This is a genomic window from Rhodococcus sp. GB-02 (assembly GCF_053470465.1).
In genome coordinates this window covers 1-24,607 of the sequence record NZ_JBPUKE010000003.1, presented here as the reverse complement: position 1 = coordinate 24,607, position 24,607 = coordinate 1, and the positions used below count along the sequence as shown (strand labels likewise).

The 24,607-nt window shown below is 63.0% G+C and carries 26 protein-coding genes and 2 tRNA genes; 5 read left to right on the top strand and 23 right to left on the bottom strand.

Annotation, left to right across the window (positions count from 1 at the left end):
* Window positions 1–15: 15 nt before the first annotated feature.
* The 3 genes from thiD to ACSW29_RS20650 form a co-directional block, all read right to left on the bottom strand.
* Complete coding sequence (thiD, locus tag ACSW29_RS20660) at window positions 16–816, bottom strand: bifunctional hydroxymethylpyrimidine kinase/phosphomethylpyrimidine kinase (protein ID WP_448278188.1); 801 nt, start codon at window positions 814–816, stop codon at window positions 16–18.
* Between the two features lie 93 nt (window positions 817–909).
* A complete protein-coding gene (locus ACSW29_RS20655; protein ID WP_448278187.1) occupies window positions 910–1,524 on the bottom strand; it encodes a class F sortase in 615 nt (204 codons plus the stop codon).
* Window positions 1,521–2,243: a hypothetical protein gene (locus ACSW29_RS20650; protein ID WP_347872808.1), complete on the bottom strand. Its 723-nt coding sequence runs from the start codon at window positions 2,241–2,243 to the stop codon at window positions 1,521–1,523. The genes ACSW29_RS20655 and ACSW29_RS20650 overlap by 4 nt, the downstream gene beginning before the upstream one ends.
* 342 nt (window positions 2,244–2,585) lie before the next feature.
* On the opposite strand from ACSW29_RS20650, the gene ACSW29_RS20645 reads away from it, so the two are divergent.
* From ACSW29_RS20645 to ACSW29_RS20630, 4 genes are all read left to right on the top strand, one after another.
* Entirely contained in the window at window positions 2,586–3,029 is a 444-nt protein-coding gene (locus tag ACSW29_RS20645; RefSeq protein ID WP_317829082.1) for a DUF7144 family membrane protein, read from the top strand.
* A gap of 21 nt (window positions 3,030–3,050) precedes the next feature.
* Window positions 3,051–3,872 (top strand): class II glutamine amidotransferase, encoded by an 822-nt coding sequence (locus ACSW29_RS20640; RefSeq protein WP_317829083.1) that lies wholly within the window; start codon window positions 3,051–3,053, stop codon window positions 3,870–3,872.
* Between the two features lie 61 nt (window positions 3,873–3,933).
* A complete protein-coding gene (locus ACSW29_RS20635; protein ID WP_448278186.1) occupies window positions 3,934–4,614 on the top strand; it encodes a hypothetical protein in 681 nt (226 codons plus the stop codon).
* Between the two features lie 35 nt (window positions 4,615–4,649).
* The gene (locus ACSW29_RS20630; protein ID WP_317829085.1) at window positions 4,650–4,991 is read left to right on the top strand and encodes a hypothetical protein; all 342 of its coding nucleotides are present in this window, start codon (window positions 4,650–4,652) and stop codon (window positions 4,989–4,991) included.
* On the opposite strand, the gene ACSW29_RS20625 is transcribed toward ACSW29_RS20630, so the two are convergent.
* Window positions 4,992–5,447: a hypothetical protein gene (locus ACSW29_RS20625; RefSeq protein ID WP_317829086.1), complete on the bottom strand. Its 456-nt coding sequence runs from the start codon at window positions 5,445–5,447 to the stop codon at window positions 4,992–4,994.
* Window positions 5,448–5,921: 474 nt separating this feature from the next.
* Between ACSW29_RS20625 and ACSW29_RS20620 the strand changes: the two genes are divergently transcribed.
* Window positions 5,922–5,995: transfer RNA gene (locus ACSW29_RS20620), tRNA-Leu, on the top strand.
* Between the two features lie 90 nt (window positions 5,996–6,085).
* Here the strand turns inward: ACSW29_RS20620 and ACSW29_RS20615 are convergent.
* The 19 genes from ACSW29_RS20615 to ACSW29_RS20525 all read right to left on the bottom strand — a co-directional run bounded on the left by ACSW29_RS20615 (window position 6,086) and on the right by ACSW29_RS20525 (window position 24,548).
* Window positions 6,086–6,238, bottom strand: a complete 153-nt coding sequence (locus ACSW29_RS20615; RefSeq protein ID WP_448278185.1) for a hypothetical protein — start codon at window positions 6,236–6,238, stop codon at window positions 6,086–6,088.
* Window positions 6,239–6,471: 233 nt separating this feature from the next.
* A tRNA-Pro gene (locus tag ACSW29_RS20610) sits at window positions 6,472–6,545 on the bottom strand.
* 102 nt (window positions 6,546–6,647) lie between these two features.
* On the bottom strand, window positions 6,648–8,075 hold the full coding sequence (gene der / locus ACSW29_RS20605; protein WP_042924680.1) for a ribosome biogenesis GTPase Der: 1,428 nt from the start codon (window positions 8,073–8,075) through the stop codon (window positions 6,648–6,650).
* A complete protein-coding gene (cmk, locus tag ACSW29_RS20600) occupies window positions 8,072–8,752 on the bottom strand; it encodes a (d)CMP kinase (RefSeq protein WP_182261235.1) in 681 nt (226 codons plus the stop codon). Before cmk ends, der begins: the two co-directional genes overlap by 4 nt.
* An 11-nt stretch (window positions 8,753–8,763) precedes the next feature.
* A complete protein-coding gene (locus ACSW29_RS20595) occupies window positions 8,764–10,209 on the bottom strand; it encodes a pseudouridine synthase (protein ID WP_448278184.1) in 1,446 nt (481 codons plus the stop codon).
* A gap of 77 nt (window positions 10,210–10,286) precedes the next feature.
* On the bottom strand, window positions 10,287–11,015 hold the full coding sequence (scpB, locus tag ACSW29_RS20590) for an SMC-Scp complex subunit ScpB (RefSeq protein WP_448278183.1): 729 nt from the start codon (window positions 11,013–11,015) through the stop codon (window positions 10,287–10,289).
* Window positions 11,012–11,884, bottom strand: coding sequence for a segregation and condensation protein A (locus ACSW29_RS20585; protein WP_019748586.1), 873 nt, complete (start codon window positions 11,882–11,884; stop codon window positions 11,012–11,014). The genes scpB and ACSW29_RS20585 overlap by 4 nt, the downstream gene beginning before the upstream one ends.
* Complete coding sequence (locus ACSW29_RS20580; RefSeq protein WP_347872822.1) at window positions 11,884–12,897, bottom strand: ParA family protein; 1,014 nt, start codon at window positions 12,895–12,897, stop codon at window positions 11,884–11,886. Before ACSW29_RS20580 ends, ACSW29_RS20585 begins: the two co-directional genes overlap by 1 nt.
* Window positions 12,898–13,040: 143 nt before the next feature.
* Window positions 13,041–13,964 carry a site-specific tyrosine recombinase XerD gene (gene xerD / locus ACSW29_RS20575; RefSeq protein ID WP_448278182.1) on the bottom strand — a complete coding sequence of 308 codons (924 nt, stop codon included), beginning with the start codon at window positions 13,962–13,964 and terminating at the stop codon, window positions 13,041–13,043.
* 1 nt (window position 13,965) lies between these two features.
* Window positions 13,966–14,598 carry an NUDIX domain-containing protein gene (locus ACSW29_RS20570; protein WP_448278181.1) on the bottom strand — a complete coding sequence of 211 codons (633 nt, stop codon included), beginning with the start codon at window positions 14,596–14,598 and terminating at the stop codon, window positions 13,966–13,968.
* A 6-nt stretch (window positions 14,599–14,604) separates the two neighbouring features.
* On the bottom strand, window positions 14,605–16,365 hold the full coding sequence (locus ACSW29_RS20565; RefSeq protein WP_003946139.1) for a CTP synthase: 1,761 nt from the start codon (window positions 16,363–16,365) through the stop codon (window positions 14,605–14,607).
* 155 nt (window positions 16,366–16,520) lie between these two features.
* The gene (locus ACSW29_RS20560; RefSeq protein WP_283304820.1) at window positions 16,521–17,474 is read right to left on the bottom strand and encodes a copper transporter; all 954 of its coding nucleotides are present in this window, start codon (window positions 17,472–17,474) and stop codon (window positions 16,521–16,523) included.
* The gene (gene steA / locus ACSW29_RS20555) at window positions 17,471–18,655 is read right to left on the bottom strand and encodes a putative cytokinetic ring protein SteA (RefSeq protein ID WP_448278180.1); all 1,185 of its coding nucleotides are present in this window, start codon (window positions 18,653–18,655) and stop codon (window positions 17,471–17,473) included. Before steA ends, ACSW29_RS20560 begins: the two co-directional genes overlap by 4 nt.
* A gap of 86 nt (window positions 18,656–18,741) precedes the next feature.
* On the bottom strand, window positions 18,742–20,520 hold the full coding sequence (recN, locus tag ACSW29_RS20550; protein WP_347872825.1) for a DNA repair protein RecN: 1,779 nt from the start codon (window positions 20,518–20,520) through the stop codon (window positions 18,742–18,744).
* Between the two features lie 2 nt (window positions 20,521–20,522).
* Window positions 20,523–21,470 (bottom strand): NAD kinase, encoded by a 948-nt coding sequence (locus ACSW29_RS20545; protein WP_448278179.1) that lies wholly within the window; start codon window positions 21,468–21,470, stop codon window positions 20,523–20,525.
* A complete protein-coding gene (locus ACSW29_RS20540; protein WP_003946142.1) occupies window positions 21,467–22,306 on the bottom strand; it encodes a TlyA family RNA methyltransferase in 840 nt (279 codons plus the stop codon). Before ACSW29_RS20540 ends, ACSW29_RS20545 begins: the two co-directional genes overlap by 4 nt.
* A gap of 1 nt (window position 22,307) precedes the next feature.
* Window positions 22,308–22,550 (bottom strand): hypothetical protein, encoded by a 243-nt coding sequence (locus ACSW29_RS20535; RefSeq protein WP_347872827.1) that lies wholly within the window; start codon window positions 22,548–22,550, stop codon window positions 22,308–22,310.
* A 76-nt stretch (window positions 22,551–22,626) separates the two neighbouring features.
* Complete coding sequence (locus ACSW29_RS20530) at window positions 22,627–23,610, bottom strand: HAD-IIA family hydrolase (protein WP_448278178.1); 984 nt, start codon at window positions 23,608–23,610, stop codon at window positions 22,627–22,629.
* Window positions 23,607–24,548: a hypothetical protein gene (locus ACSW29_RS20525; RefSeq protein ID WP_230817910.1), complete on the bottom strand. Its 942-nt coding sequence runs from the start codon at window positions 24,546–24,548 to the stop codon at window positions 23,607–23,609. The genes ACSW29_RS20530 and ACSW29_RS20525 overlap by 4 nt, the downstream gene beginning before the upstream one ends.
* Window positions 24,549–24,607 lie beyond the last annotated feature (59 nt).

Here is a 24,607-nt window from a genome sequence, read left to right as displayed (position 1 = left end):
TGAGCCGCAGTGCACCTATCCCTTGAAAGCGCCCTGCCAGACGGTGTCGAACGGCGTGTGTGCCGAGACGCGGCCTTCGATGCCCGCCGTGACGAACTTCTTGGCCAGAGCGACGGCTTCTCCCACGTCGGCGCCCTTTGCCAGTTCCGCGGTCACTGCGGCGGCCAGCGTGCAACCGGCACCCGAGACGCGTTCTTCGCCGACCTTGGGGGCGGAGAGAACCGTCACGTCGGTGCCGTCGAACAACACGTCGACGGCGTCGCCACCGGCGAGTTCGACACCACCCTTTGCGAGCACGTACTTGGGTCCGAGGTCGTGGATACGACGTGCGGCCTCGATGAGGTCGTCCACGCTTTCGACGCTGTCCATTCCGGCGAGGGTGCGTGCCTCGAACAGGTTGGGTGTGATGACGGTGGCGAGCGGGAGGATCGAATCACGAAGTGCTGTATCGGTATCGAGAGCCGCGCCGGGCTCCTGGCCCTTGCAGATCAGGACCGGGTCGAGGACGACGTGGCGCCAGGACTGCCGACGCAGACCCTCTGCCACAACCTCGATCGTGGCGGGAGTGCCCAACATGCCGATCTTGACGACGTCCAGATCGTGAGCCGCAGTGGCAGCCTCGATCTGATCAGCGATCACGTCAGGAGCGATCGGCACGAAGCGATGACCCCAGTTGTTCTTGGGATCGAACGAGACGATGCATGTGGTGGTCGCTACGCCGTAGACGTCCAATGCCTGGAACGTCTTCAGGTCGACCTGCAGGCCGGCACCGCCAGTCGCTTCGGACCCAGCGATGACATAGGCGAGGTCAACCACAGCACAATCTCCTTCTTCGGACTTTCGAAACGTGCGTGGATGGCCACGAACGCGGGGCTCAGTTTATCAACCGTTCCGACGTCTGGTTTTCGGCTATGCGGGCACCGGACTTCCCCACGCGACGTCGTTGTCCTCGTAACCGAAGGGTGGACCGACGAATTCGCCGCCGCAGGTGATCAGCGCGAGGGTTTCCGGTCCGTCGAGGCTGTTCAATCTCTCGACCGGCAGCTCGCCGTCCTTGCCGTAGTGATCGACCGCATCGATACGGTAGTTCCAGGTCTGTCCCCCGGCGCCCGCCACGGTCACGATCGAGCCGATTTCCAGTGTCGAGAACTTCTTTCCGAAACCGTCACCCTGATAGATGTCGTTGATGTGTCCGGTGATCACCACGGTGCCCGCGCCCGAGCCCGGGAATGCCGAATCTGCCCACCATCCGGTCTCACGGACATCCTCGGGCGGAATGAGCGAGCCGTCTGCCGTCGTCTTGATCGACAGAACGTCAGCGGTGCTTTCGACTATGCGAAGCGTGGTCGGGACATCCGGACCGTCGACCACAGCGCGAACCTCGGGCGGCAAATCTTGTTGGCCAGTCGCGAGGACACGGGTCGGCGAGTCACCGTCGTCAGAACATCCGCCGATCAAGAGCATTGTCGCCACTACTGCAGCGGCCCATGTTCGACGGACCGTGGATCCAGGTGCCGCTGTCACGGGCGAGAAGTCGGGCCGGAAGGGACCTGGGAAATCGGTACTCGGTTTCCGACGTCACGACCGGGAAGTGCGTCACCGGAATCCCCACCGTTCCCACCGGAACCGTCACCACCGCCATTCCCGCCACCGCTTCCATTCCCACCGCCGGGGCCCGGGCCGGGGCATTCACCTCCCGGATCGGTGGTGTCGCCTGCCAAGACAATCTTGACTGCCGAGAGGTTGACTGTCTGGTTCTGTGCCACTTGTCCAGGCGTTGTGACGTCGAATGCGAGCTTGGCACGAACCGGAATGACGGAGCCGTCGTCGGCATCGGTGACCGTTGATCCTGAGCGACCGAGATCTTGGGTCAACGTCATTCTGGAGATCAAATCCTGATCTCCGGTCAAGCCGGCGCCGTCGATCCGAAGGGTCCCTCGGACGGGACTTCCGTGCGCTCTGATCGTCACCGACGCGCGAAACTCGAGAACATCTCCGGGTACGGCTCGCCATGCCTCGATCGAGCTGATTTTCGTTCCCGGTGAACCAGTCGAGATGTCGTACCAACCGTCGATCACGGCCGGATCGAGTGACATCGAATTCTCGTTGATTTCCGAGTTGCACGCGCGGGTGAGCGCGACGGGGGCAGCCGATCCCACTGCGGGGAGTGCTGTCGACAGAACGGTCGCCAAGACGAAGGCCGTCGCGGTGATGCCCGCGGTACGCCTGCCGAAGATCGTCATTCTCTCGCTACTCTTTTCCGCGGACCGTAGCTTCCGGTCAATTCAGTCAAAATACCAGTACAGCTGGGCAAATAGGGCGAATTACGTGCCGAATTCTTCCTGTTTTCTGTGAACTTCAGTCACGAGCAATTCCTCCGCACACGCGTTCCGGCAAGGGCTACATCGCATCCACAGGCGCCAGAAGTTACATTCCGCCCGCACATCGAGCTAGAACACACTGATTCCTCACCGCATTGGACAGGCATTTCCGTTTCACGACGGTCGGTCGGTGGAACAACGATCACTACAACGAGCGTGCCGGGCACGTGTCCGGTCGCCCCCACCGAATCAAGGGAAACCGTCATGTCGGATACAACATCAGTCAAGCAGGGTTTCGCGGTAGGAACATCGATTGGGGCAGCCGTCATCTTGGTGACGGTCGGCATCGTGCAGTTCTTCCAGGGACTCGCTGCCGTCGCCGAAAACGAAGTGTTCGTAGTCGGGATCGACTACGTCTATCAATTCGACCTGACGACGTGGGGTTGGATCCATCTCGTGCTGGGCGCGCTCGTCGCTCTCGTCGGGCTCGCACTGTTCACCGGAGCGGCCTGGGCGCGGGTATCGGCCGTCGTGATCTGCGCGATCTCGATCATCGCAAACTTTTTGTGGCTGCCGTATTACCCCTGGTGGTCAACTCTCATCATCGCGCTGAACATCGTCGTGATCTGGGCGGTGTCGACGTGGAAGCCAAGCCATTCGACAAACGCCACGGCGCACGCGTCGTCAACACCGACTCGATCTGCTTGAGTTGAAAGTATGTGCAGATGGATGGCGTATTCGGGAGAACCGATACTCGCCCACGACTTGCTGTTCCGACCGCAGCACTCGCTGATCGACCAGAGCCTGCATTCTCAACTCGGGGCCACGACGACAAATGGCGACGGCTTCGGAATCGGCTGGTACGGGGAAGGCCCCCAACCGGCGGTGTTCAAGAGCATCGAACCCGCGTGGAACGACTCGAACCTGCGCGAGGTCACCTCCCAACTGCGCACCCCTCTCATGTTCGCCCACGTGCGCGCTTCGACGGGAACTGCGGTGCAGCGCAGCAACTGCCACCCATTTCGGCACGGCAACTGGTTGTGGATGCACAACGGTTCACTGCGCGGATTCCACGACATGAAAAGGGTATTGGTGACTGCGATTGATCCGTCGCTCTTTCCGGATCTCGAAGGATCGACGGACTCGGAAACCTTGTTCTTCCTCGCGCTGACGTTCGGCCTGACCGACGATCCGTTCGAAGGTGTCGCGAGGGCCGTCGGATTTGTCGAGCACACGGCTCGCTCGCAGGGAATCGACAATCCGGTCCAGATGACCGTTGCCACGTCGGATGGCATCTCCACCTGGATCTTTCGCTATTCGAGCGAGAACCGGTCGAGGTCACTGTTCTTCTCCACCGAGATCTCCACGTTGCGCAAGCTCCATCCTGAGGTGGATGCCCTGCACCATCTGAGTGAGGAGACCCGAATCGTCGTATCCGAACCTCTGCGCGACCTTCCCGGAGCATGGAACGAGGTTCCAGAGTCCGCCGCAGGCGTCATCCGGCCCGGACGGGACGAGATGCGGAACTTCGCGCCGATCCCACCCCGATAGGTAAAGCATGACGCAGACCTGTTGCGCCGAATTCTCCCGCGGGATGGGTCAAGATGGCTAGATGTGGAAACAGGCACTCGGGTTTGCTTTGTTCGGTGCGACCGTTGCCATCGTCACGGCGGCGCTGACACAAGGATCGTCACAGGCGTCGGCCACGATCACCCTCTTTTCGGGTGGCACGACAATCTCGGGCTTCGCGGGTGAATCGCAATGGACCTGGCCCATCGAGGCTGCGGTGATCGGCGCCGTTCTGGGCGCGCTGACCGGGCTCGTACTCCACCTCGCGGGTGTGCGAATCTCCGGAGGTCAGGACAATCGAATGCTTCGAACTGTGGTGGCAGGCCTCGTGGGAGTCACGCTTGGGTTGACGCCCCTGTTGGTCTTGATCAGCATGGCATTCACCAGGTCGGTTGACATCGGATGGTCCCCGCTCCTGGTCTATGCCGTCAGCGGTTTCCTGGCCTACGCCCTGGCGGTCGCCGCCGTGTTCGGAGTTCTTCGCGCTGCCGGGGATCGACTTACTACGCGCACGGCGCAGGCGGTGGCGGCGATGCTTCCGGTTGGGGCGTTGGCGGCGACGACTGTGGGTGTAGGTGCTGCGTGGAGGCTGGGCTTTTCCACCGCCGCTCCCACCCGGATCGCGGTCGTACTCCTGGTGGTTCTCGTATTGGCCATGACGTTCGTTGCGGCCCGGGCGTGGGCTCTACGGATTCAGCCTCGTGACTTACCAGAAGTCGCATAGGCAGTGGGACGATTGATTCGGACGGGTGCGTCGAGATGAGGGGCGAACGAATCTTCGCGGGACTCGTCGTCGGCCTCCTACTGGGACTGTTCGGCTACCTGCCATTGGTACTCCTGTGGCAGCACTTCGCGGATGTCCCGCAGCAGCAGCTGTATCCGAACCGTTCGTTCACGTCGTTCGGGCCCAACCCACCACCGCTCACCTACTGGATAAGTTGGGCGGCGCCTGCCGCCGTGTTCGTCTTGCTCGGACTTATGACTATTCCCAGTCGTACCGGCCGGCAATTTGCATTGCCATTAGTGCTCGCGTTCCTGCCGGTCGCGGCAATGGTGGCGTGGTTCTGGATCTCGATGGAACTGTTCTTCAGCCCCGACTGATCACTCACTCGACCGCGGATCGAGAACTACACCGCGCGCACGCGCAATGGCGCCCTTGTTGCGCAATGCGATCCCCTGATGCACCGCAGCAAGTACCAATGCCAGCACTGCAGCAGGGAGGCTCCCCACCATCGACAGCAGAGAAGGCATATCGGAGCTGAACGCGGTAAAGAAACCCACCACTGCAGCACAAAGCATTGTCGCCGAGACGATCCAGGACACGAATGGTCGCGGGATCACGGCTGGAATGACGCACAGGGCCACCGGTAAGGCGAGCACCAAGGAGAGCTCTCGTCCGAAATAGTCGTGAATCGAGCGGTAACAATCGGCAGAGCTGAGTGGCCCGAGGCCTATTTCGCAATTGGTGATCTCATACAGCGGCCACTGTGCCGTCGCGGATCCCAGGATCCCGGTCGCAAATGCCAATACAACCCACGCGATCCGTATCCCAGTCATACGAAGAGATCATGCCAGTAACAAACATTGCCCTCCCGAGCAGAAAGCGTTCGCAACTGCAAATGGGCGGAGACTACCTCTTCAGTGGGGACCGTTCATAATGCGAGCGACAGAAGTACGGTCTGATGAGTTTGATAAAAACCGCTATGCACAACTAAATTCTGTAGCGGGATTGAGTTTTTCGACGAGGTTTGTGGGTGGGTGCTTGCATGGCGACGCAACGGCAGCCCCAGTCGATCACCGCGGCGTGGAAGGTGTTCACGACCGACCTGTAGGCATTTCGAGCACGATCTTCGGAACAACCGTTGCCGTCCACAATATTCGCCTCCGTCGGTGAACCTGAGCGTCGAATCGGCGCGGTAAAGATCCTCATGCTTGTCAGCCGGGCGATTCAACGAAAGGCTCGACTGCAGAATATTCAGGCGACAGGCCGGAATTCAGTGATTATTCTTCGGGGCGCGAAACAATTCGCAACCCCGCCTGGCCCAACTGGCAGAGGCACCGAATTCAAAATCCGGGGGTTCCCAGTTCGAATCTGGGGGCGGGGACAGCTCATCGAGCTCCGGGTGCAGGTGGGCGCGCAATGCCAACCTTCCGCCCATGCCGGTTTCTGCGGATGTTCGCGAGCGCCTTCGGTCTTACTTGGATCCAGATGACGAGATCCGGTACGTATTTCCGGCTGACGTTCCGATGAGCGCGAAACCGAGTGTGTTTGTCGTGGTGAGCCGAAAGGCGATCACGGTGTTCTCGACGAGCTTTCGTTCGAGAAAAGTGCCGCGGTCGATCCTCACCCAGTTTCCGAGAATGACCTTCTCGGCCCGGTCGATACTGCGTCAGCCCGCACTTCACTGCGGCGGGCATAGCGTACGAGATCGACGACGAATATGTTGCAGTCGTGAAGGCTGCCGACGCGGAGATCACGTCACCACAGGACTTTCCACGAGATCCGTTGCCGAACCTCTGAGGCACAAACAAAAAGGCAGTTTCTCATTTCTGAGAAACTGCCTTTTTGATCTAACTTCGGTCGGGCTGACAGGATTTGAACCTGCGACCACTTGACCCCCAGTCAAGTGCGCTACCAAGCTGCGCCACAGCCCGTCCCACGCCCTTGTTTCGGGCGCTTGGAAAGATTACATCAGGGACGGGCCGAAGTACCAATCGGCAGGTCAGAGCCGTTTCAGTACCGAATTGGACGCAGAATCAGCGGCCCTTACGGTCACGCTTCTCGCGCACTCGTACGGATACGCGGATCGGGCTGCCGTCGAAGTTGAACTCTTCACGCAGACGCCGCTCGATGAAGCGGCGGTAGCCGGCCTCGAGGAAGCCCGTGGTGAAGAGAACGAATGTCGGCGGGCGCGTGCTTGCCTGCGTCGCGAACATGATGCGAGGCAGGCGGCCACCACGCATCGGCGGCGGTGTTGCTGCCACAACTTCCTTGAGCCAGGTGTTCAGGCGACCCGTGGGGACGCGCTTGTCCCAGGACTCCAGAGCCGTGTCGAGAGCCGGCACGAGCTTCGCCACAGCGCGACCGGTGTGGGCCGAGATGTTGACTCGCTGAGCCCACGGAACGCGGACCAGATCGCGGTCCACTTCCTTGTCCAGCATGAGTCGACGGTCCTCGTCCACGAGGTCCCACTTGTTGAATGCGATCACCAATGCACGACCCGTGTCGGCCACCATGCTCAGAACACGCAGGTCCTGCTCGGTGATCGGCTCGTGCGCGTCGATCAGCAGGATCGCAACCTCAGCGGCCTCGATCGCGCTCTTCGTACGCAGCGACGCATAGAACTCCGCGCCGCTGGCATGGCTGACGCGCTTGCGCAGACCAGCCGTGTCGACGAAACGCCAAGGGCGCCCGCCGAGTTCGACGATGGAGTCGACCGGGTCGACGGTGGTGCCGGCAACATTGTGCACGACGGACCGCTCGTCACCGGACAGCTTGTTGAGCAAGCTGGACTTGCCGACGTTCGGCTTTCCGACGAGAGCAACACGACGCGGACCGCCGCCGGGGATACCTTCACGCGGGGTTTCCGGCAGCTTCTCGAGAACCTCGTCGAGCAGGTCGCCGGTACCGCGTCCGTGCGTTGCACTCACGGAGTACGGCTGACCGAGGCCCAAGGACCACAGTGCTGCAACCTCGGACTCGGTGCGTCCGTCGTCCACCTTGTTGGCAACGAGGATGACCGGAGTCTTCGAGCGGCGAAGCACGCGAGCCACAGCTTCGTCCGTCGCGGTAGCGCCGACAACGGCGTCGACGACCAGCAGAATGGCGTCAGCCGTTCCCATGGCCAATTCGGCCTGACGGGCAACGGCCTGCTGAAGACCCTTTGCGTCGGGTTCCCATCCGCCGGTGTCCTGGACGAGGAAGCGCCGTCCGGCCCAGTTCGCCTCGTACGAGACGCGGTCACGGGTAACGCCGGGGATGTCCTCGACTACCGCTTCACGACGGCCGATGATGCGGTTGACGAGCGTCGACTTGCCGACGTTCGGTCGACCGACAACAGCCAAGGTCGGGACGGCAATGTGCGCTTCGCCTTCGCCGTCCGCTTCGAGATCGGCGTAATCCCACTCCGATTCCTCGGACCAAGTTCCGTCACCGGCATATTCGGTTACCAGATCGTCGCTCACTGCACTGCTCCAGTTCTGTCGCTGACCACCAACAGCAGCTTGGCGATCACATCTTCAATTCCCAATTCGCTCGTATCCACCAGAATGGAGTCGTCGGCAGGGCGCAACGGCGACACTGCCCGAGTCGAATCGAGATGGTCACGGCGCTGCACATCAGCCAGCACCGCTTCGTAATTGTCTTCACGGCCTTGGCCGATGTTCTGCGTATTGCGCCGTGCCGCACGGGTTTCCGCCGATGCGGTCAAGAAGATCTTGACGTCTGCATCGGGGAGTACGACGGTTCCGATGTCGCGACCTTCCACGACGATCCGGTCTGCGCTTGCCGCCAACTCACGCTGAGTGGCGACCAGCAGGTCGCGAACTTCGGGTACGGCCGACACTGCGGAGACAGCCTTGGTTACCGCGTCGCCGCGGATCTCCTCGCTGACGTCCGCGCCGTCGAGATGCACCTGCTCGCTGCTCGGATCGGTACCGATGGACCATGGCAACGCCGCAACGGCGGCCGTGATCGCGGCGGAATCCGCCAGATCGATTCCCTGACGCAGCACGTGCAGGGTCGCGATCCGGTAGATGGCTCCGGTGTCGAGGTAGCGAGCGCCCAAACGCTGCGCCAACGCGCGAGAGACGCTGGACTTGCCGGTTCCGGACGGTCCGTCCATAGCGACTACCAGCGGCATGGACGAATCGGTCACAGGCCGACCGCCTCGTACAGTCCACCGACCTCGCTACGTCCGAGGACGCGCTGCGTTCCCGGACGCTGATCGCCGAGAGCGACAACTCCGACGTTGGTGCGTACCAGGCGGACAACGGGGTGACCGACGGCATCGAGGAGGCGACGCACGATGTGCTTACGGCCCTCGTGCAGTACGAGCTTGACGAGCGTCTTGCCCTCGTTGATCTCGAGCACGGTGAACGCGTCCACCTTGGCCGGACCGTCATCGAGAGTGACACCGTCACGCAGCTGCTTGCCGGTGCTGCGCTCGACAACGCCGTGAACCGTGGCGAGGTACGTCTTCGGAACCTCGAACGACGGGTGCATCAGGCGGTGAGCCAAGTCACCGTCGTTGGTGAAGAGAAGCAAGCCTTCGGTGTCGGCATCGAGACGACCGACGTGAAAGAGCCGCTGACCCGACTGAACGCGCTCGGAGACGATGTCACCGACGCACGGACGACCGAGATCGTCGGACATGGTGCACTGCCAGCCACGCGGCTTGTTCATCGCGAGGTAGACGAGATCCTTCTGCACGACGACGCGGACGCCGTCGACGCGAACCACTGCGTTCTCGGGGTCGACACGCAGCCCCTGCTCGACAACGATGCGGCCGTCGACCTCGACGCGCCCCTGGTCGATCAGTTCTTCAGCTGCACGGCGTGATGCGACGCCGGCCTGAGCCAGCACCTTCTGCAAGCGGACGCCGTCGCCCTTCGGCGGGCCGTCGTGCTTGGTGATCTCGGCATGCTGGTGACGTGCCGGCTTGGCGTTGGAGACCAACGGGTTCTGAGAGACGACGCGCTGCGGCTTCTCGGTCTTCGGCTTGCCACGCTTGTTGGTCGCCGGCGGTGTGGGAGCTGCCGGGCGCTTGCGCGGAGGTCCGTCGAACTTGGATCCACGAGGTGCGTTCGACCATGCACCGCCGCGAGGAGCGTCGGGGCGTGCGCCGCGCTGATCGTCGCTACGACGGTCAGCGCCGCCACGCGGTGCGCGACGGGCGTCGACGTGGGGGGTACGGCGGTCATCGCTGCGGGGTCCGCGGCGATCGTCCGTGCGCGGGCCGCGCCGATCGTCGTTGTAACCGCCACGGCGGTCGTCGGTGCGTGCGGGGCGGCGATCGTCACTGCGCGGCGGGCGACGGTCGTCACTGCGCGGCGGGCGACGGTCGTCACTGCGCGGCGGGCGACGGTCATCATTGAATCCACCGCGCCGGTCGTCCGTGCGGGGACGGTCGGATCCGGCGTTGCGGTCGTATCCGGAGGTACTGCGGGAAGTGTTGCCGCGTCCACCACGGGGCGCTTCGCTACGTGCGCCGCGGGGGGCGTCGCTGCGACCACCACGAGGTGCATCGCTGCGTGCGCCGCGGTTGTCGCGGGAGTTGTTACGGTCCGGTGTGCCATCTCGGCGAGCGGGATTGTTCACTTTTTTCCTGTCAGTTTTCTACTGTTTCCCGAGCGTGGTCGGGTCTTTCTCGGTGCTGACGACCGCCGAAATTCCGGTCAGTCGTCGACTTCGGTGTCCACTACGTCAGCGGGCACGTCTGCCTTGTTCATTCTCGCAAATCGCGGATCGGATTCCAGGCTTTCGCTGATGTCGTCGATGAGATCGACATCAGGCAAGAGCGGGGCCAACTCCGGGAGCTCGCTCAGCGAGGCCAGCCCGAGCCGTTCGAGGAACAGTTCGGTCGTGGAGTACCGTGTCGCGTTGGTGTCCGGGTCCGGCCCGGCTTCCGCGATCAGTCCGCGGGCAAGGAGGGTGCGTACCACCCCGTCCACGTTGACGCCTCGTACCGCACTGATCCGCGCACGAGTCAACGGTTGACGGTATGCGACTACGGCCAAAGTTTCCAATGCCGCCCTGGTCAATTTGGTGCGCGCGCCGTCCAATAGCAGCTTTTCCACGTACGGGGCAAACTCTTGTCGCGTGTACAGACGCCATCCGTCGCCCGCGTAGCGAAGGTCCATTCCGCTGCCGCGAGCGGTCAATGCGGCCGACATCAACGTCAGGCGTTGTTCGACGCGCTCCGGTGCGGTACCGGTGACAGACGCGAGTTGGTTCACTTCGGCCGGTGAATCCACGACGAGCAGAAGCGACTCGAGCACTGCGTCGAGTTGATCGTCGTCGAGGTCGAAATCGGGGGCGGAATCTTCGGACTCCACGGCGCCGTCAGCAGGCTCGATCATCTCGTCTAGCTGCGAAGATTCCGATTCCGTCGGCTCGGCGTTCATCCGTAGTCCTCCTCTGTGACCGGCGCGGCCGGGTCGTCTCCGGTCCAACTCACCATCAGCGGTCCGAGGGCTTCGGGTTGCTCGAACACGATGACCTGCCGGCGATACAGCTCGAGCAACGCGAGAAATCTTGCGACTATCTCGACGGTGATCTCACACTCGGCAACGAGGTCCCCAAAGGGTGTCCACTCCCCTATGCCTCGCTCGCGCAGCAACTCGAGAATTCGCTCAGCCTGCTCGGGTATCGAGATATTGGACACATGGAGGTGATCGAGGCCCACTGTCGGCACCGGACGCGGCGTGAACACCGTCGCCGCGATCTCCGCAAAACGCTGAGGATCGACGCCCAACAACACCTCGGGCAGGAGTTCGGTGAACTGATCCTCGACGGCAACCGAACGCGGATAGCGCCGCAGTGCCGCTTCCTCCAACTCACCGAACAGCGCCGCAACTTGTTTGTACGCCCGGTACTGCAGCAGGCGCGCGAAGAGAAGATCGCGGGCTTCGAGAAGCGCCAGATCCTCGGCGTCCTCGACCTGCCCCGCGGGCAACAGCCTTGCGGCTTTCAGGTCCAGAAGAGTGGCAGCGACGACCAGAAACTCCGTCGTCTGATCGAGGCCCATCGCACTGCCGAGTTCCTTGGTGTACGCGATGAAATCGTCCGTGACGGTGTGCAGGGCGACTTCGGTGACATCGAGCTGTCGTTGGTTGATCAGGTTCAACAGCAGATCGAACGGGCCTTCGAAGTTCCGGAGAGTGACTCGGAAACCGGCGGCCTTGGCTGCGGTCTGAGCGTCGGTCGGCACGTTCGGGTCGATCGAATCCGGCTCGACTTCGACCGGATCTTCTTGCGATGCAATCAGTTCCACTAACGACCAGACCGGTGAATGACCTCGCGGGCCAATGCTCGATATGCCTCGGCCCCAGCCGATTTCGGCGCCCACGTCGTGATCGGCTCACCGGCGACGCTGGTTTCGGGGAATCGAACGGTGCGGTTGATCACCGTGTCGTAGACGACGTCGCCGAACACCTCGACGACGCGCGCCATCACCTCACGGGCGTGCAGGGTCCGGGCGTCGAACATCGTGACGACGATGCCGGCCAACTCGAGCTTGGGATTGAGACGGTCGTGCACCTTTTCGACGGTGTCGTTGAGGAGTGCCAGGCCGCGCAGGCTGAAGTACTCGCATTCCATCGGAATGATGACCGAATCGGCGCAGGCCAGCGCATTCACCGTGAGAAGGCCCAGCGACGGCTGGCAGTCGATGAGCACGTAGTCGTACCGATCGAGAACCGGGTGGAGCACTCGTCCCAAGGTCTGCTCACGTCCGACCTCGGTGACCAATTGGATTTCGGCGGCCGAAAGGTCGATGTTGCTGGGGAGCAGGTCGAGGCCGTCTACCCGGGTTCGCATCAGCACGTCGTCGATGGACACACGTGGTTCGACCAGAAGGTTATGGACGGTCAGTTCCAGGTCGTGATGCTGAACGCCCAGTCCGGCAGACAACGCGCCTTGGGGATCGAGATCCACCAGGAGCACTCGACGACCGTATTCGGCCAACGACGCACCCAGATTGATGGTCGACGTCGTCTTGCCGACGCCGCCCTTCTGGTTGCACATCGCGATGATCATCGCGGGTCCGTGGTGCGCCAACGGTGTCGGTTGCGGCACCTCGCGGACCGGTCGGCCCGTCGGGCCGAGTTCTTCCGCGGAAGCGGCGAGGGTTTCCGCAGGTGGAGAGGCTACTGGCGTCGTATCTATTTCGAACATCGCCTCTGGTTCGGAGGGTACAGCTGGTGCTGATTCGTTCACGCGCTCGAAGAGTTGGGCATTGACATGCGGCGGCGCGGACTCCGCCGCTGGTGGCTGCGATGTCGACACGGTCCGATGCTCCCCTACTCTTTCGGCGGTTGCTCTCGGCGCCGGCAAACCCCCGAAACTGCGGTGGAGGCCGCTCGCGCTCCTTGAACGCTACCGCTTACATCACCGAATGGTCTCGCAGACACGCATGAGCCAACCAACCCCTAACGGGCACGCGGGTGTGCCTGAGCCCACACTTCGCGCAGCGCGGTGACGGTGACCAGCGTGTAGATCTGCGTCGTGGTTACCGAAGCGTGACCAAGGAGTTCCTGCACGACACGTACGTCCGCGCCGCCGTCAAGCAGGTGTGTGGCAAACGAGTGCCTGAGAGTATGGGGTGAGACGTCCGCCTTGATTCCGGCCGACGCCGCCGCATCCTGAAGTATCTGCCACGCGCTTTGACGCGAGAGGCGTCCACCGCGAGCGTTGAGAAACAGGGCAGGAACACCGCGCGTCGCCAGGCTGGGACGCCCACGGACGAGATACGCGTCTACGGCGGCGATCGCAGGCCTGCCGACGGGGACGATCCGCTGCTTGCCGCCCTTGCCTTGGAGCAGCACGGAACGAGTTTCGGTATCGATGTCGTCGACGTCCAGATCGATCGCCTCGGTGATTCGCGCACCGGTCGAGTACAGAAGCTCGAGCAGAGCGCGATCCCTCAGGTCGCGGGGCCCGTCGCCGGCCGCACCGCCACCCGAAGCGTCGAGCAGGGCGATCACGTCGTCGAGAGGCAGGGCCTTGGGCAGCTTGCGTCCGGGCGTCGGCGGCTTGACCGTTCGGGCCACGTCAACGCTGACCAGACCCTCGGCGGCGGAAAACTTGTGGAATCCGCGGACCGCGATCAGGGTGCGTGCTGCCGAACTGGCCGCCAACGGTACGACGCCGGCCTCGGAGTCACCGAGCCGCAGATGTGTCACGAATTCGGTGACGTCGTTTTCCGTCACGCCCGCGACGTCGTCGATGCCGCGTCCGTTCATGTACTCCGCGTACCGATTCAGGTCACGGCGATACGAAAGTAGAGTATTGCGTGCCGATCCTCGCTCGACCGCTAGATGGTCGAGATACGAGTCCACCTGTCGGGCAAGCACTTCAGGCTCGCGACTTGCGTTCTCCGAATGCGCGAGGACGATCGGGCCACAGTGCGTCGGCGGGGCGCAGCGGCTTTCCCGTCGCGCGTGCTGTGGCGATCGCGAGAATGCCCGATACCGCTGTGGCATTGACGATCTCGCCGCCTAGCGCCATGTCGACGGCGTCGGCGAGCGGAACCCGCGAAATCTCGAGATCGGCTTCTTCGTGTTCGGGATCGTCGCGCTCCACCTCGTGCAGCCCCTCGGCGAGGAAGACGCGAACCGCCTCGTCCGTGAACCCGGGTGAGAGAGCGACATCGACCAGCACCGACCATCGATCGGCGCCGAGTCCGGTTTCTTCGCCCAGCTCGCGCGCTGCCGCCTCGACCGGGCTCTCCCCCGGAGCGTCGAGCAGACCGGCAGGAATTTCCCACAACCGGTGCCCGAGCGGGTGACGGTACTGGTGAATTAATACCAGGTTGTCGTGCTCGTCCAGTGCCACGACGGCAACGGCGCCGTGATGCTCGACGACTTCCCGATCGGCACGCTGACCACCAGGCATCGCAACGGTGTCGACGCGCAACGCGATGATCGCGCCGGTGTAGACCGTCTTTGAGCCGAGGGTGTCGAATTCGTGCCGACCGGGATCGCTCATGTGTGGCTAGACCTTTTCCACGTTCTCGACTGCAGCGTCGAGCGCCGTCTCGGTGGCAGCGGTGTCGATCTTCTCGTCACCGTGGACGTCGACGGGCAGGCGCTCTTCGAGCTTGTACGTCAACGCTGCTTCGACGAAGGCGGCGAACAGCGGGTGCGGGCGCGTCGGGCGGCTCTTGAGCTCCGGGTGTGCCTGGGTGGCAACGAAGAACGGATGCTGCTCACGCGGGTACTCGACGAACTCGACCAGGTGACCGTCCGGCGAGGTTCCGCTGAACTGCAAGCCGGACTTGGCAATCCGGTCGCGGTAGGTGTTGTTGACCTCGTAGCGGTGACGGTGACGCTCGGAGACGTCCTCGGTTCCGTAGGCCTGAGCGACGACGGAACCCTTGGTCAGCACGGCCGGGTATGCACCCAGACGCATGGTGCCACCGAGGTCGGCGTCACCGGCGATGACGTCTTCCTGATCAGCCATCGTGGAGATGACCGGGTGCTTGGTGTCCGGCTCGAACTCGGCCGAGTTGGCATCGTCGAGGCCGACGCTGCGAGCAGCTTCGATGACGACGCACTGCAGACCCAGGCACAGACCCAGCAGCGGCAACTTGCGCGAGCGTGCGAAACGGATCGCGCCGAGCTTGCCCTCGATGCCGCGGATGCCGAAGCCGCCCGGGATCAGAACACCGTCGACGTCACCGAGAGCGGCCTGCGCTCCGGCTTCGGTCTCACAGGCGTCCGACGGGACCCAGGAGATCTCGACCTTGGACCGATTCGCGAACCCACCGGCGCGCAGAGCCTCGGTGACGGAGAGGTATGCGTCGGGCAGGTCGACGTACTTGCCGACCAATGCGACGCGCACGGTCTCACGCGGCTGGTGAACACGATCGAGGAGGTTGCCCCACACGGTCCAGTCGACGTCGCGGAACGGAAGACCGAGCTGGCGAACGACGTAAGCGTCGAGGCCCTCACGGTGCAGAACCTTCGGGATGTCGTAGATCGAGGGAGCATCGGGCGTCGAGATGCAGGCGTCGACGTCCACGTCGCACATCAGCGCGATCTTGTTCTTGAGGCCCTGCGGAACGTCACGATCGCAACGAAGGATCAGCGCGTCGGGCTGAATGCCGATGCTGCGCAACGACGCAACCGAGTGCTGCGTGGGCTTGGTCTTGAGTTCTCCGGAGGGGCCGAGGTACGGCACGAGGGAGACGTGCAGGAAGAAGACGTTGTCGCGGCCGACGTCGTGGCGGACCTGGCGAGCGGCTTCGAGGAAGGGCTGCGATTCGATGTCGCCGACGGTTCCACCGATTTCGGTGATCACGACGTCCGGGCGGTGTCCCTGCAGATCCGGGCCGCTCATCTCGAGGATGCGACGCTTGATCTCGTCGGTGATGTGCGGGATGACCTGAACGGTGTCACCGAGGTACTCGCCGCGGCGTTCCTTGGCGATGACCGTCGAGTACACCTGGCCGGTGGTGACGTTGGCCTGACCGGAGAGGTCACGGTCGAGGAACCGCTCGTAGTGTCCGACGTCGAGGTCGGTCTCGGCACCGTCTTCGGTGACGAAGACCTCGCCGTGCTGGAAGGGGTTCATGGTGCCCGGATCCACATTGAGATAGGGATCGAGCTTCTGCATGGTCACGCGCATTCCCCGCGCGGTCAACAACTGTCCCAGGCTCGAGGCGGTCAAACCTTTGCCGAGCGAGGAAGCTACACCTCCGCTGACGAAGATGTGCTTGGTGGCGGTACGCGTATTAGTGCGTGACTGTGGCAAAGGGGCTCCCGTGACGACTGTGCAGGGCTTGGTCTGATGAAGCATGCTGGGGCCTGCCGACCCACGGGATTTCACGGTAACACCTATCGGGGGTCGGTGCCTACAACGCGCCGACTTTCCGCCCCCGATGTGACCGGCGTATCAATACCGGGGTGTCAGTTGGTGGGTGCGCCGACGGTGACCGCCGCCGCTCCCGGTCCCGTGCCGTAGCGACCGGCGCCGCCGTTCAACTGTTCCTGCAGCGCCAACGGCGTGGTGATCTTGCCCGACTCCCGATCGATGTTGTCGATGGTCGTCAAGCCCGCTGAGAGCGCCGCATCCGCACGGGCGACGGCAACCGGACCACTGCCCTCGGCCGAGCCGGGCCGACCCGCGAGAATCGTTCCTGCGCCGCGCCCGTCGAGAGCACCCGCAAACCGGGCGATGACGGCGCCGCGGTTACCCGTGGCCGCGTCGGATTCGCTCTTGTTGTCGCCGGTGAGAACGACCGCGAGCTGAGCCGGCTTGACCGCGCCGTCGTCGTAGCTGATGAAGCCGGCGCTGCGCAGCGAGTCGAGCGCGAGATTCATCTCGTCCGGAGTGCTCTGCGGTTCGCTGCTCTGCCCGTTGAGAAGCAGAACCGAACCGAGCAGATCGCCCGCGAGACTGCCCTGATCGACCGCACCGGTCTTGAGGGTGATGCCCGCAGGAATGACGTTGGTGACGACGGTCCGCAAGCGGTCACCGCCCGTGGCGTCGACAAACGAATCGGTGAGCGAGACGCGTCCGGTGACGGCGCCACCGGCGGCAGTGACGAGTCGGTTGACACCGTCGAGATCACCGGGATCCGCGTCCGGTGCCGTGATCACGACGACAGTGCGACCAGCGAGACTGTCACGCACGACACGACCGCCGACAGCGGCATCGAAGCCGTCCGCGGAATTGAGTTGCTGCTGAAGCTGATTGGACTGTTGATTGAGGTCTTCGATCTCGTTCTGCAGGTCTGCCTTGTCGTCACGCAGACCCGAAAGCAATCCACTGGACAGCATTCCGGAGCCCAGCACCACGCCGATCGCGAGTGCCAGGAAGATTGCCGCTATGGAAATTGCATGTTGACGCATCGAAATCACTTGAAGAGCCCCTGAACCCACAGCGCGAAGCTGTTCCACGTTGCGACTGCCCAGTCGAGAACTTCACTACCGGCATTGGACACGACCAGGGCGACGATCACTGCCACCAGGGCGGCAAGCACCAGGAGCGCGATCGCGCCGCCGGACACTCGACTTCGATACAGCGTTGCGACGGCCTTGGCGTCGACCAGTTTCGGCCCAACCTTGAGCCGCGTCATGAATGCCGACGGATTGCTTTCACGACGACCACGGTCGAAGAATTCGTCCAAGGACACCACGTTGCCGACCGTCACGATCAGCGAAGCCCCGTGATGATCGGCAAGGAGCAAAGCAAGGTCGGTCGGTGAGCAGGTCGCCGGGAACGTCATCGCCCCGATACCGAGATCCTGGATTCGGGAAAGCCCCGCCGCATGACCGTCCTGGTCTGCCGGCAGAACTACTTCCGCGCCGGACTTGAGCGTGGAACTGGTGATCTCCTCGGGGTCGCCCACGATCAGATCGGGGCGGTATCCGGCCTTGCTCAACACGTCCGCACCTGCGCCGACACCGATCAAGATCGGCGAGTACTCCTTGATGAAGGGCTTGAGGTTCTTCAGATCGGCTTCGTGTTCGGGTCCGTCGGAGACGACCACGACGTGGCGATCCTTCAAGTCGATGTCGATGTCCGGAACACCGATTCCGTCAATCAGCAAAGGGCTTTCGGTACGGATGAACTCGATGGTGTTACCCGAGAACGCTTCCAGGTGATCGACCAGGCCGGTCTTGGCCTCGATCATCCGATCGGAGATCTCGGCCTCGGTCTGCTCTTCACCCTTGACGAGGCTCTTCTCGCCGTTGAAGATCTCGCCCTCGTGCAGGCGGATCTTGCTGCCGTCCTTGACGTTCTTGAAGACGTCACCGTCAACGGCATCGACCAGAACGATGTCGTTGGCGACGATCACTTCCGGTCCGAGGTTGGGGTACCGCCCCGAAATCGACGGTGACGCGTTGACCACGGCCATGACTCCGGCTTTCACCAAAGCATCGGCGGTCCGGCGATCGATGTCGACTTCGTCGAGGATCACGATGTCTCCAGGACCGACACGGCGCAAAAGCTTCGCCGTGTTCCGATCGGCCCTGGCGATGCCACGGATCCCAGGCAAGGATTCGGTGTTACGTGAGAGCAATCCGGGCATCTTCATGGCTTCGATGATGAACCTGAAACCGCCTTGACCGGTGGAGGCGCGCCGACAACTACCACATCAGTCACACCAACACCACAGAACCTTCAATCTGTGACGCGGGCCGCATTCGCGATCTCGAGCAGTTCTTCGGCGTGTGCACGCCCGGTCTCGGTGTCGTCCAATCCTGCCAACATACGGGCCAACTCGACCACACGATCAGAATCCGACAAAGTCCGCACACCACTGCTGACCACTCCGCCCTTGTCGTCCACCTTGTCCACCACGAGGTGGGTGTCGGCAAACGCAGCGACCTGCGGAAGGTGAGTGACGACGATAACCTGATGCGTCCGAGCGAGTTTCGCCAATCGGCGGCCGATCTCGACGGCGGCACGGCCACCGACCCCAGCGTCCACCTCGTCGAAAACCATCGTCGCGCCGGTGTCGCTACCAGCGAGAACAACCTCGAGCGCAAGCATGACGCGCGAAAGCTCGCCGCCGGAAGCGCTCTTACTGATGGGCAACGAGGGCGCCCCACTGTGCGCGGACAGACGAAATTCCACCTCGTCGACGCCGGCAGATCCGGCATGCAGGTCTACTCCCCCGACACTGAGCGGCGCCGAATCCTGCGGGCCCGCGGGCTGCGAACGAACCGTCACCTCGAGGCCCGCACGTCCCATCGCCAGACCGGCGAGTTCCGCGCTGACAGCCTTTGCGAGCTTTGCCGCCGCCTTGACTCTGGCGGCGCTCAGCTTGGTAGCTGCCTCCGCGGTCAGTCCAGCCGTTTCCTCGACCTGCTTGGACAACAGCGACAACGCATCCGAGGACACGTCGAGTTTGGACAGACGAGCGCGAGCGGTATCCGCCCATTCGAGAACACCGTCGACATCGGCGGCGTACTTGCGAGTCAGAGTCTTGAGTTCGGACTGCCGCGACAGAAGCGAGTCCAGAGCACCCGGGTCTGCGGGGAGCCCGGACAGATAGGTGTTCAGGTCACCAGCAACATCGGTGACGACGGCAATAGCGTCGGCCAACCGGGAACCGAGGCCGTCCAGGTCTGCGTCGGTGACCGACTCGATACGCGCGCGCGCTTCGGACATCAGGTCGAGCGCCGGCATGACCCCGACGTCGCCGCTGGCCATGTCGTCACTACCGGCGAGCGCAGCGTGCGCCTCTTCCGCAGCCGAGCGGAGCGAATCGAGTTCACTGAGTCGACGAACTTCGGCAACGATCGCCGTGTCCTCGCCTGGCTCGGGTGCCACGCCGTCGATTTCGTTGAGCGCGAAGGTCAACTGATCTGCTTCTTGCGCCAGTTCACGAGCCTTCGATGTGCGTTCGATCAACTCCGAACGAGCATCAAGCCATTCACGACGGTGTTTGCGGTACCTCGTCAGGAGCGTTCCGATTGCCTTGTCCCCGAAGCGGTCCAGCGCATTGCGTTGCTGGTCGGGACGAAGCAATCGCAGCTGATCGTTCTGTCCGTGGACAGTCAGAAGTGGATCTGTGAATTCGGAGAGAACTCCCGCCGGCACGCTACGGCCACCCAGATGGGCGCGCGAGCGGCCGTCGCTGCCGACTGTCCGAACGGCGATGATGGTCCCGTCCTCGTCGCGCTCGGCGCCGGACGATTCCAGGATTCGGACGATCTCACGCTCGGTGGCCGGTGAGACGTCGTCGGCGATGAATCGTCCTTCGACGACGGCTCGCGACGCGCCCAACCGCACCCGACCGGCATCGGCTCGCGCTCCGCTGAGGAGGTGCAAGCTGGTGACGACCATCGTTTTACCTGCGCCGGTTTCACCGGTCAGGACGGTCAGGCCCTCGTGAAACTGGGCGCTGGCCTCGGAGATCACACCAAGACTGTCGATACGGATCTCTGCGAGCACGATTAAGGCTTCCTTCCTCGCCATCCGGTAACCGGAAGCTCGAACTTGCGAACCATCCGATCAGCGAAGGGCGCAGAGTCCAACCGGACCCACTTGACGGGAGTGGCGCCGCGAACGATCTCGACGCGAGCGCCGGCAGGCAGTTCCAACGTACGACGACCGTCGCAGAAGACCAGGCCGTCATGGCTACCGGCGACGGTCTCCACCGCGATGATCGAATTCGGGCTGGTGACCAACGGCCGCGCGAACAGCGCGTGCGCGTTGCTGGGTACGACGAGCAATGCTTCGAGTTCTGGCCACACGACGGGGCCGCCTGCGGAAAATGCATAGGCGGTCGAGCCGGTCGGAGTGGACACGAGAACGCCGTCGCAACCGAAGGCAGAGACGGGTCGGCCGTCGACTTCGAGAACAACTTCGAGAAGGCCGAGACGCGAACGGTTCTCGATACTGGCCTCGTTGAGCGCCCACCCGCGATCGATGATCTCGTCGTCCACCCGAATCACGACGTCGAGTGTCATGCGGGACTCGACGCGATACTCCTTGCGAACTACCTGTGCGAGAGCGTCGTCGAGATGCTCGGCCTCGGTCTCTGCCAGAAATCCGATACGTCCGAGGTTGATGCCCAGTACCGGAATGGACGCTTCTTGAGCGAGTTCGGCGGCGCGCAGAAATGTGCCGTCACCACCGAGAACCAGAACCAACTCGCATCCGACGGCAGCATCAGGGCCGGGATGAACAACCGTGACGTCGAGACCCGGCGCAGAGAATCCCGCGGGTTCCGTCATTGCTTCGATGCGCGAGCTGTCTGCTTCGTCGACGAGGACTCGCAGCCCGATTCCCGCGCGCTCGAAAATCTTCCCGACTCGCTTGGCGGTTTCCGTGATGTCACGTCGACCAGGGTGTGCGACAAGAAGGATCTCGCGCGACTCGCCGTTCGTGACCGCGTTCACTGGGGCCCTTCCTCTACAGCCTTGCGAATCATGTCCTCCACCGAAGGAATTCCCTCGGTGTCCGGCTCGTGATCACCGGGCGAACCTGTCTTTCGAAGCCACAGGAAATACTCGACATTTCCCGACGGACCGGGCAATGGGCTGGCCACAACCCCTAACGTCCGCAGACCTACCTTTGCAGCAGCCTCCGACACGTCGAGCACAGCCGAGATTCGCAATTCCGGATCTCGTACGACGCCGCCGGCACCGACGCGGTCCTTGCCCACCTCGAACTGAGGCTTCACCATCGGAACCAGGTCCGCGCCGTCAGCAGTACAGGCGACAAACGCCCCGAGTACAAGTTTGAGAGAAATGAACGACAAGTCCGCGACAACGAGATCGACAGTTCCGCCGATGGTCTCCGCATCAATTGCACGAACATTGGTTCGGTCGATGACGTGCACCCGGTCATCGGACTGCAGGCGCCACACCAATTGTCCGTAACCGACGTCGACTGCGACAACTTCCTTCGCACCACGCGTCAGCAGAACATCGGTGAACCCACCGGTGGATGCGCCGGCGTCGAGGCAACGGCGACCTTCGACCGTCAATCCTTCGGCACCGAAGGCGTCGAGTGCGCCGATCAGTTTGTGAGCACCTCGCGACGCCCACGAAACTTCCTGCTCCACCTCGACGACCCGAAGTGGCGTTCCGGCTTCGATCGCCGTCGCAGGCTTGGTCGCAACCGCTCCCGAGATGAGAACTCGGCCGGCGGAAATCAGTTCTTGCGCATGATCTCGTGACCGTGCGAGTCCGCGACGGACAAGTTCGGCGTCCACCCGTGCTCTACGTGCCACGTCAAGCCCTGTCCACAGAGGCGAGTGCCTGGACGAGCACCTCGTGTGCCTGTTCCAAAATATGTGCCTTCTGCGGAATCACACCTGCTCCGTGCTGATCGTTCGGATCGTGTTCGATGCCGCCGAGGCGCGCCAGCAAACCGTCGACGTCAGAACGTATGCGTTCCGGATCGACGGAAGGGCGTGGCCCGGGCAACGGAGATCCGTTACTCGTGTTTCCGGGGTGCGGTGTCGGCGTGCTCATCGGGCACAACGTTAGTGCATGACTCTCGGTTACGCATACACCCGCGCCCCCGCGAGTCGAACACATTTGCGAGAAATCAGACGAGCCAGGATGCAAACAGATCCGCCACGCCGGCATCCGACGCTTCCAGGGTCTGGAACGACGGATTAGCCCATGCGACAGGCGCAACCGCACGTAGAAGCGACATCTCGTCCCCGACAACCGGGCCGTCGACAACCAGCGCCGACCCGCTCACGGAGACAGACCACTTGGAGTCCGCACCGACCAGCGATTCGACCGCCGGCTGATTGAGCGAATCCAGAGTTGCTGCAATGTAGGTGGGGCGCTGCTCAATCGGAGCCCGCAGTACGTCGCCCGGCGTGCTCACACCGGTGAGAACCAACAACGAGTCGATCGAAACAGCATGTGCGCCTTCGATATCGGTGTCCAAACGATCACCGACCACCAGTGGACGCGAGCACCCACTGCGTGCGAGCGCGTCCTCCATCAGCGGTGCAGCAGGCTTACCTGCCACCAACGGTTCCTGCTTGGTCGCAGCGCGTAGAGCTGCCACCATCGAGCCGTTGCCGAGAACTAGACCCCGCTCCGACGGCAGTGTGGTGTCCAGGTTCGCAGCCACCCACAGCGCTCCGGCCCTGATCGCCAGGCATGCTTCGGCAAGGATCGACCAGTTGGTCTCTGTCGAATGTCCTTGAACGACAGCAACCGGGGAATCCGCGAACTCACGAACTGGCAGCAATCCGACGCGCGTCACCTCGTCCGCAAGCGCGTCGGTGCCGACGACCAGGACAGCGGCACCGGGTTCGAGATGCTCCGCCAACAGACGCACGGCAGTCTGGGAACTGGTGACCACACGATCGTCTTCGGAATCGAAACCGAGTTCGGTCAGGTGCGCCGACACTGCCGAAGGTGAGCGACTTGCGTTGTTGGTCACGTAGTACAAAGCCTGCGAGCCCCGACCCAAAGCAGCCCGGGTACCGGGAATCGCCTGAGCTCCGGCGTACAGCGTGCCGTCGAGATCGAGCAAAAGTACGTCGTACTGGGTACGAAGCACGGTCACTGATCTTCTCCGGTCAACTCGGCCACCCGTTCTTCAGCGTCCGTGTCACCCTCGAGGTCTGCAGCTGCAGCGTTGAGGAACCACTTCAGTCCGTCTTCGATACGACCGGCTGCCACGAGGGCATCGGCGTACGCGTAGAACAAGCGAGCCGCAGCTTCACCGGTACGCGCTGCATCAAGATCCTTGGTCTGCAGTGTGACAACTGCCTGATCGAACTGTCCGAGATCCATCCGAGCACCGGCGACGACGATCCTCAACTCCGAGGCCTCGTCGCCCGAAAGCAGGGCAGCCTCGTCGCTACGGCCGAGTTCGATCGCGCGTTCGGGCCGACCCAAACCACGTTCACAGTCGGCCATGACAGCGATCAGACCAGGTCCACCAGCCATTCGACGGGCAGCACGAAGCTCGGAGAGAGCTTCGGCCCATTCACCCGCGTGGTAGGCAGTGATTCCGGCAGCTTCACGAACGACAGCAATACGGCCGGCACGCTGACGAGCAGCGCGAGCGTGGAGCAGTGCAAGTTCCGGGTCTTCGTCGACGAGCTTGCCCGCCATGACGAGGTGACGCGCAACTGTGTTGGCGTTGTCCTTGTCGAGGCTGAGCAGATCCCGACGAACAGCCGGATCCAACTCGGTCGGCTCTACGTTGTCGGGCAAATCTGGTTCGTCAGGTCGAGCTTGCTGACGGTTGCGGTCGCCGTCGCGCCCACGAGGGGTGAACCCACCTTCGCCGCCGCGACGCTGTCCGCCACTGAATCCGCCGCCGCGATTGCTGTTTCCAGCCCCGCCACGGTTGTTGTCTCCGGCACCACCGCGGCGGTCTCCGCCTGCAGCGCTGCGTGATCCACGCCCGTCGTTGTCACGACGGGGGCCACCTGATCGAGGCGCTCCTCCCCCACGGAAGGACCGACGCTCGTCGCCATTCTCCGACACAGTCATTCCTTTCATACAACGCACGAAAGGGGACCCAGTATGTTGGGTCCCCTTTCGGTTAACGG

Coding starts and splice junctions, on each gene's coding strand:
- ACSW29_RS20650 (WP_347872808.1), bottom strand. CDS start 2,243: ATGACGATCTTCGGCAGGCGTACCGCGGGCATCACCGCGACGGCCTTC.
- ACSW29_RS20645 (WP_317829082.1), top strand. CDS start 2,586: ATGTCGGATACAACATCAGTCAAGCAGGGTTTCGCGGTAGGAACATCG.
- ACSW29_RS20640 (WP_317829083.1), top strand. CDS start 3,051: ATGGCGTATTCGGGAGAACCGATACTCGCCCACGACTTGCTGTTCCGA.
- ACSW29_RS20635 (WP_448278186.1), top strand. CDS start 3,934: ATGTGGAAACAGGCACTCGGGTTTGCTTTGTTCGGTGCGACCGTTGCC.
- ACSW29_RS20630 (WP_317829085.1), top strand. CDS start 4,650: ATGAGGGGCGAACGAATCTTCGCGGGACTCGTCGTCGGCCTCCTACTG.
- ACSW29_RS20625 (WP_317829086.1), bottom strand. CDS start 5,447: ATGACTGGGATACGGATCGCGTGGGTTGTATTGGCATTTGCGACCGGG.
- cmk (WP_182261235.1), bottom strand. CDS start 8,752: ATGCCGCTGGTAGTCGCTATGGACGGACCGTCCGGAACCGGCAAGTCC.
- scpB (WP_448278183.1), bottom strand. CDS start 11,015: ATGAACGCCGAGCCGACGGAATCGGAATCTTCGCAGCTAGACGAGATG.
- ACSW29_RS20570 (WP_448278181.1), bottom strand. CDS start 14,598: ATGAGCGATCCCGGTCGGCACGAATTCGACACCCTCGGCTCAAAGACG.
- steA (WP_448278180.1), bottom strand. CDS start 18,655: ATGAAGATGCCCGGATTGCTCTCACGTAACACCGAATCCTTGCCTGGG.
- ACSW29_RS20535 (WP_347872827.1), bottom strand. CDS start 22,550: ATGAGCACGCCGACACCGCACCCCGGAAACACGAGTAACGGATCTCCG.
- ACSW29_RS20525 (WP_230817910.1), bottom strand. CDS start 24,548: ATGACTGTGTCGGAGAATGGCGACGAGCGTCGGTCCTTCCGTGGGGGA.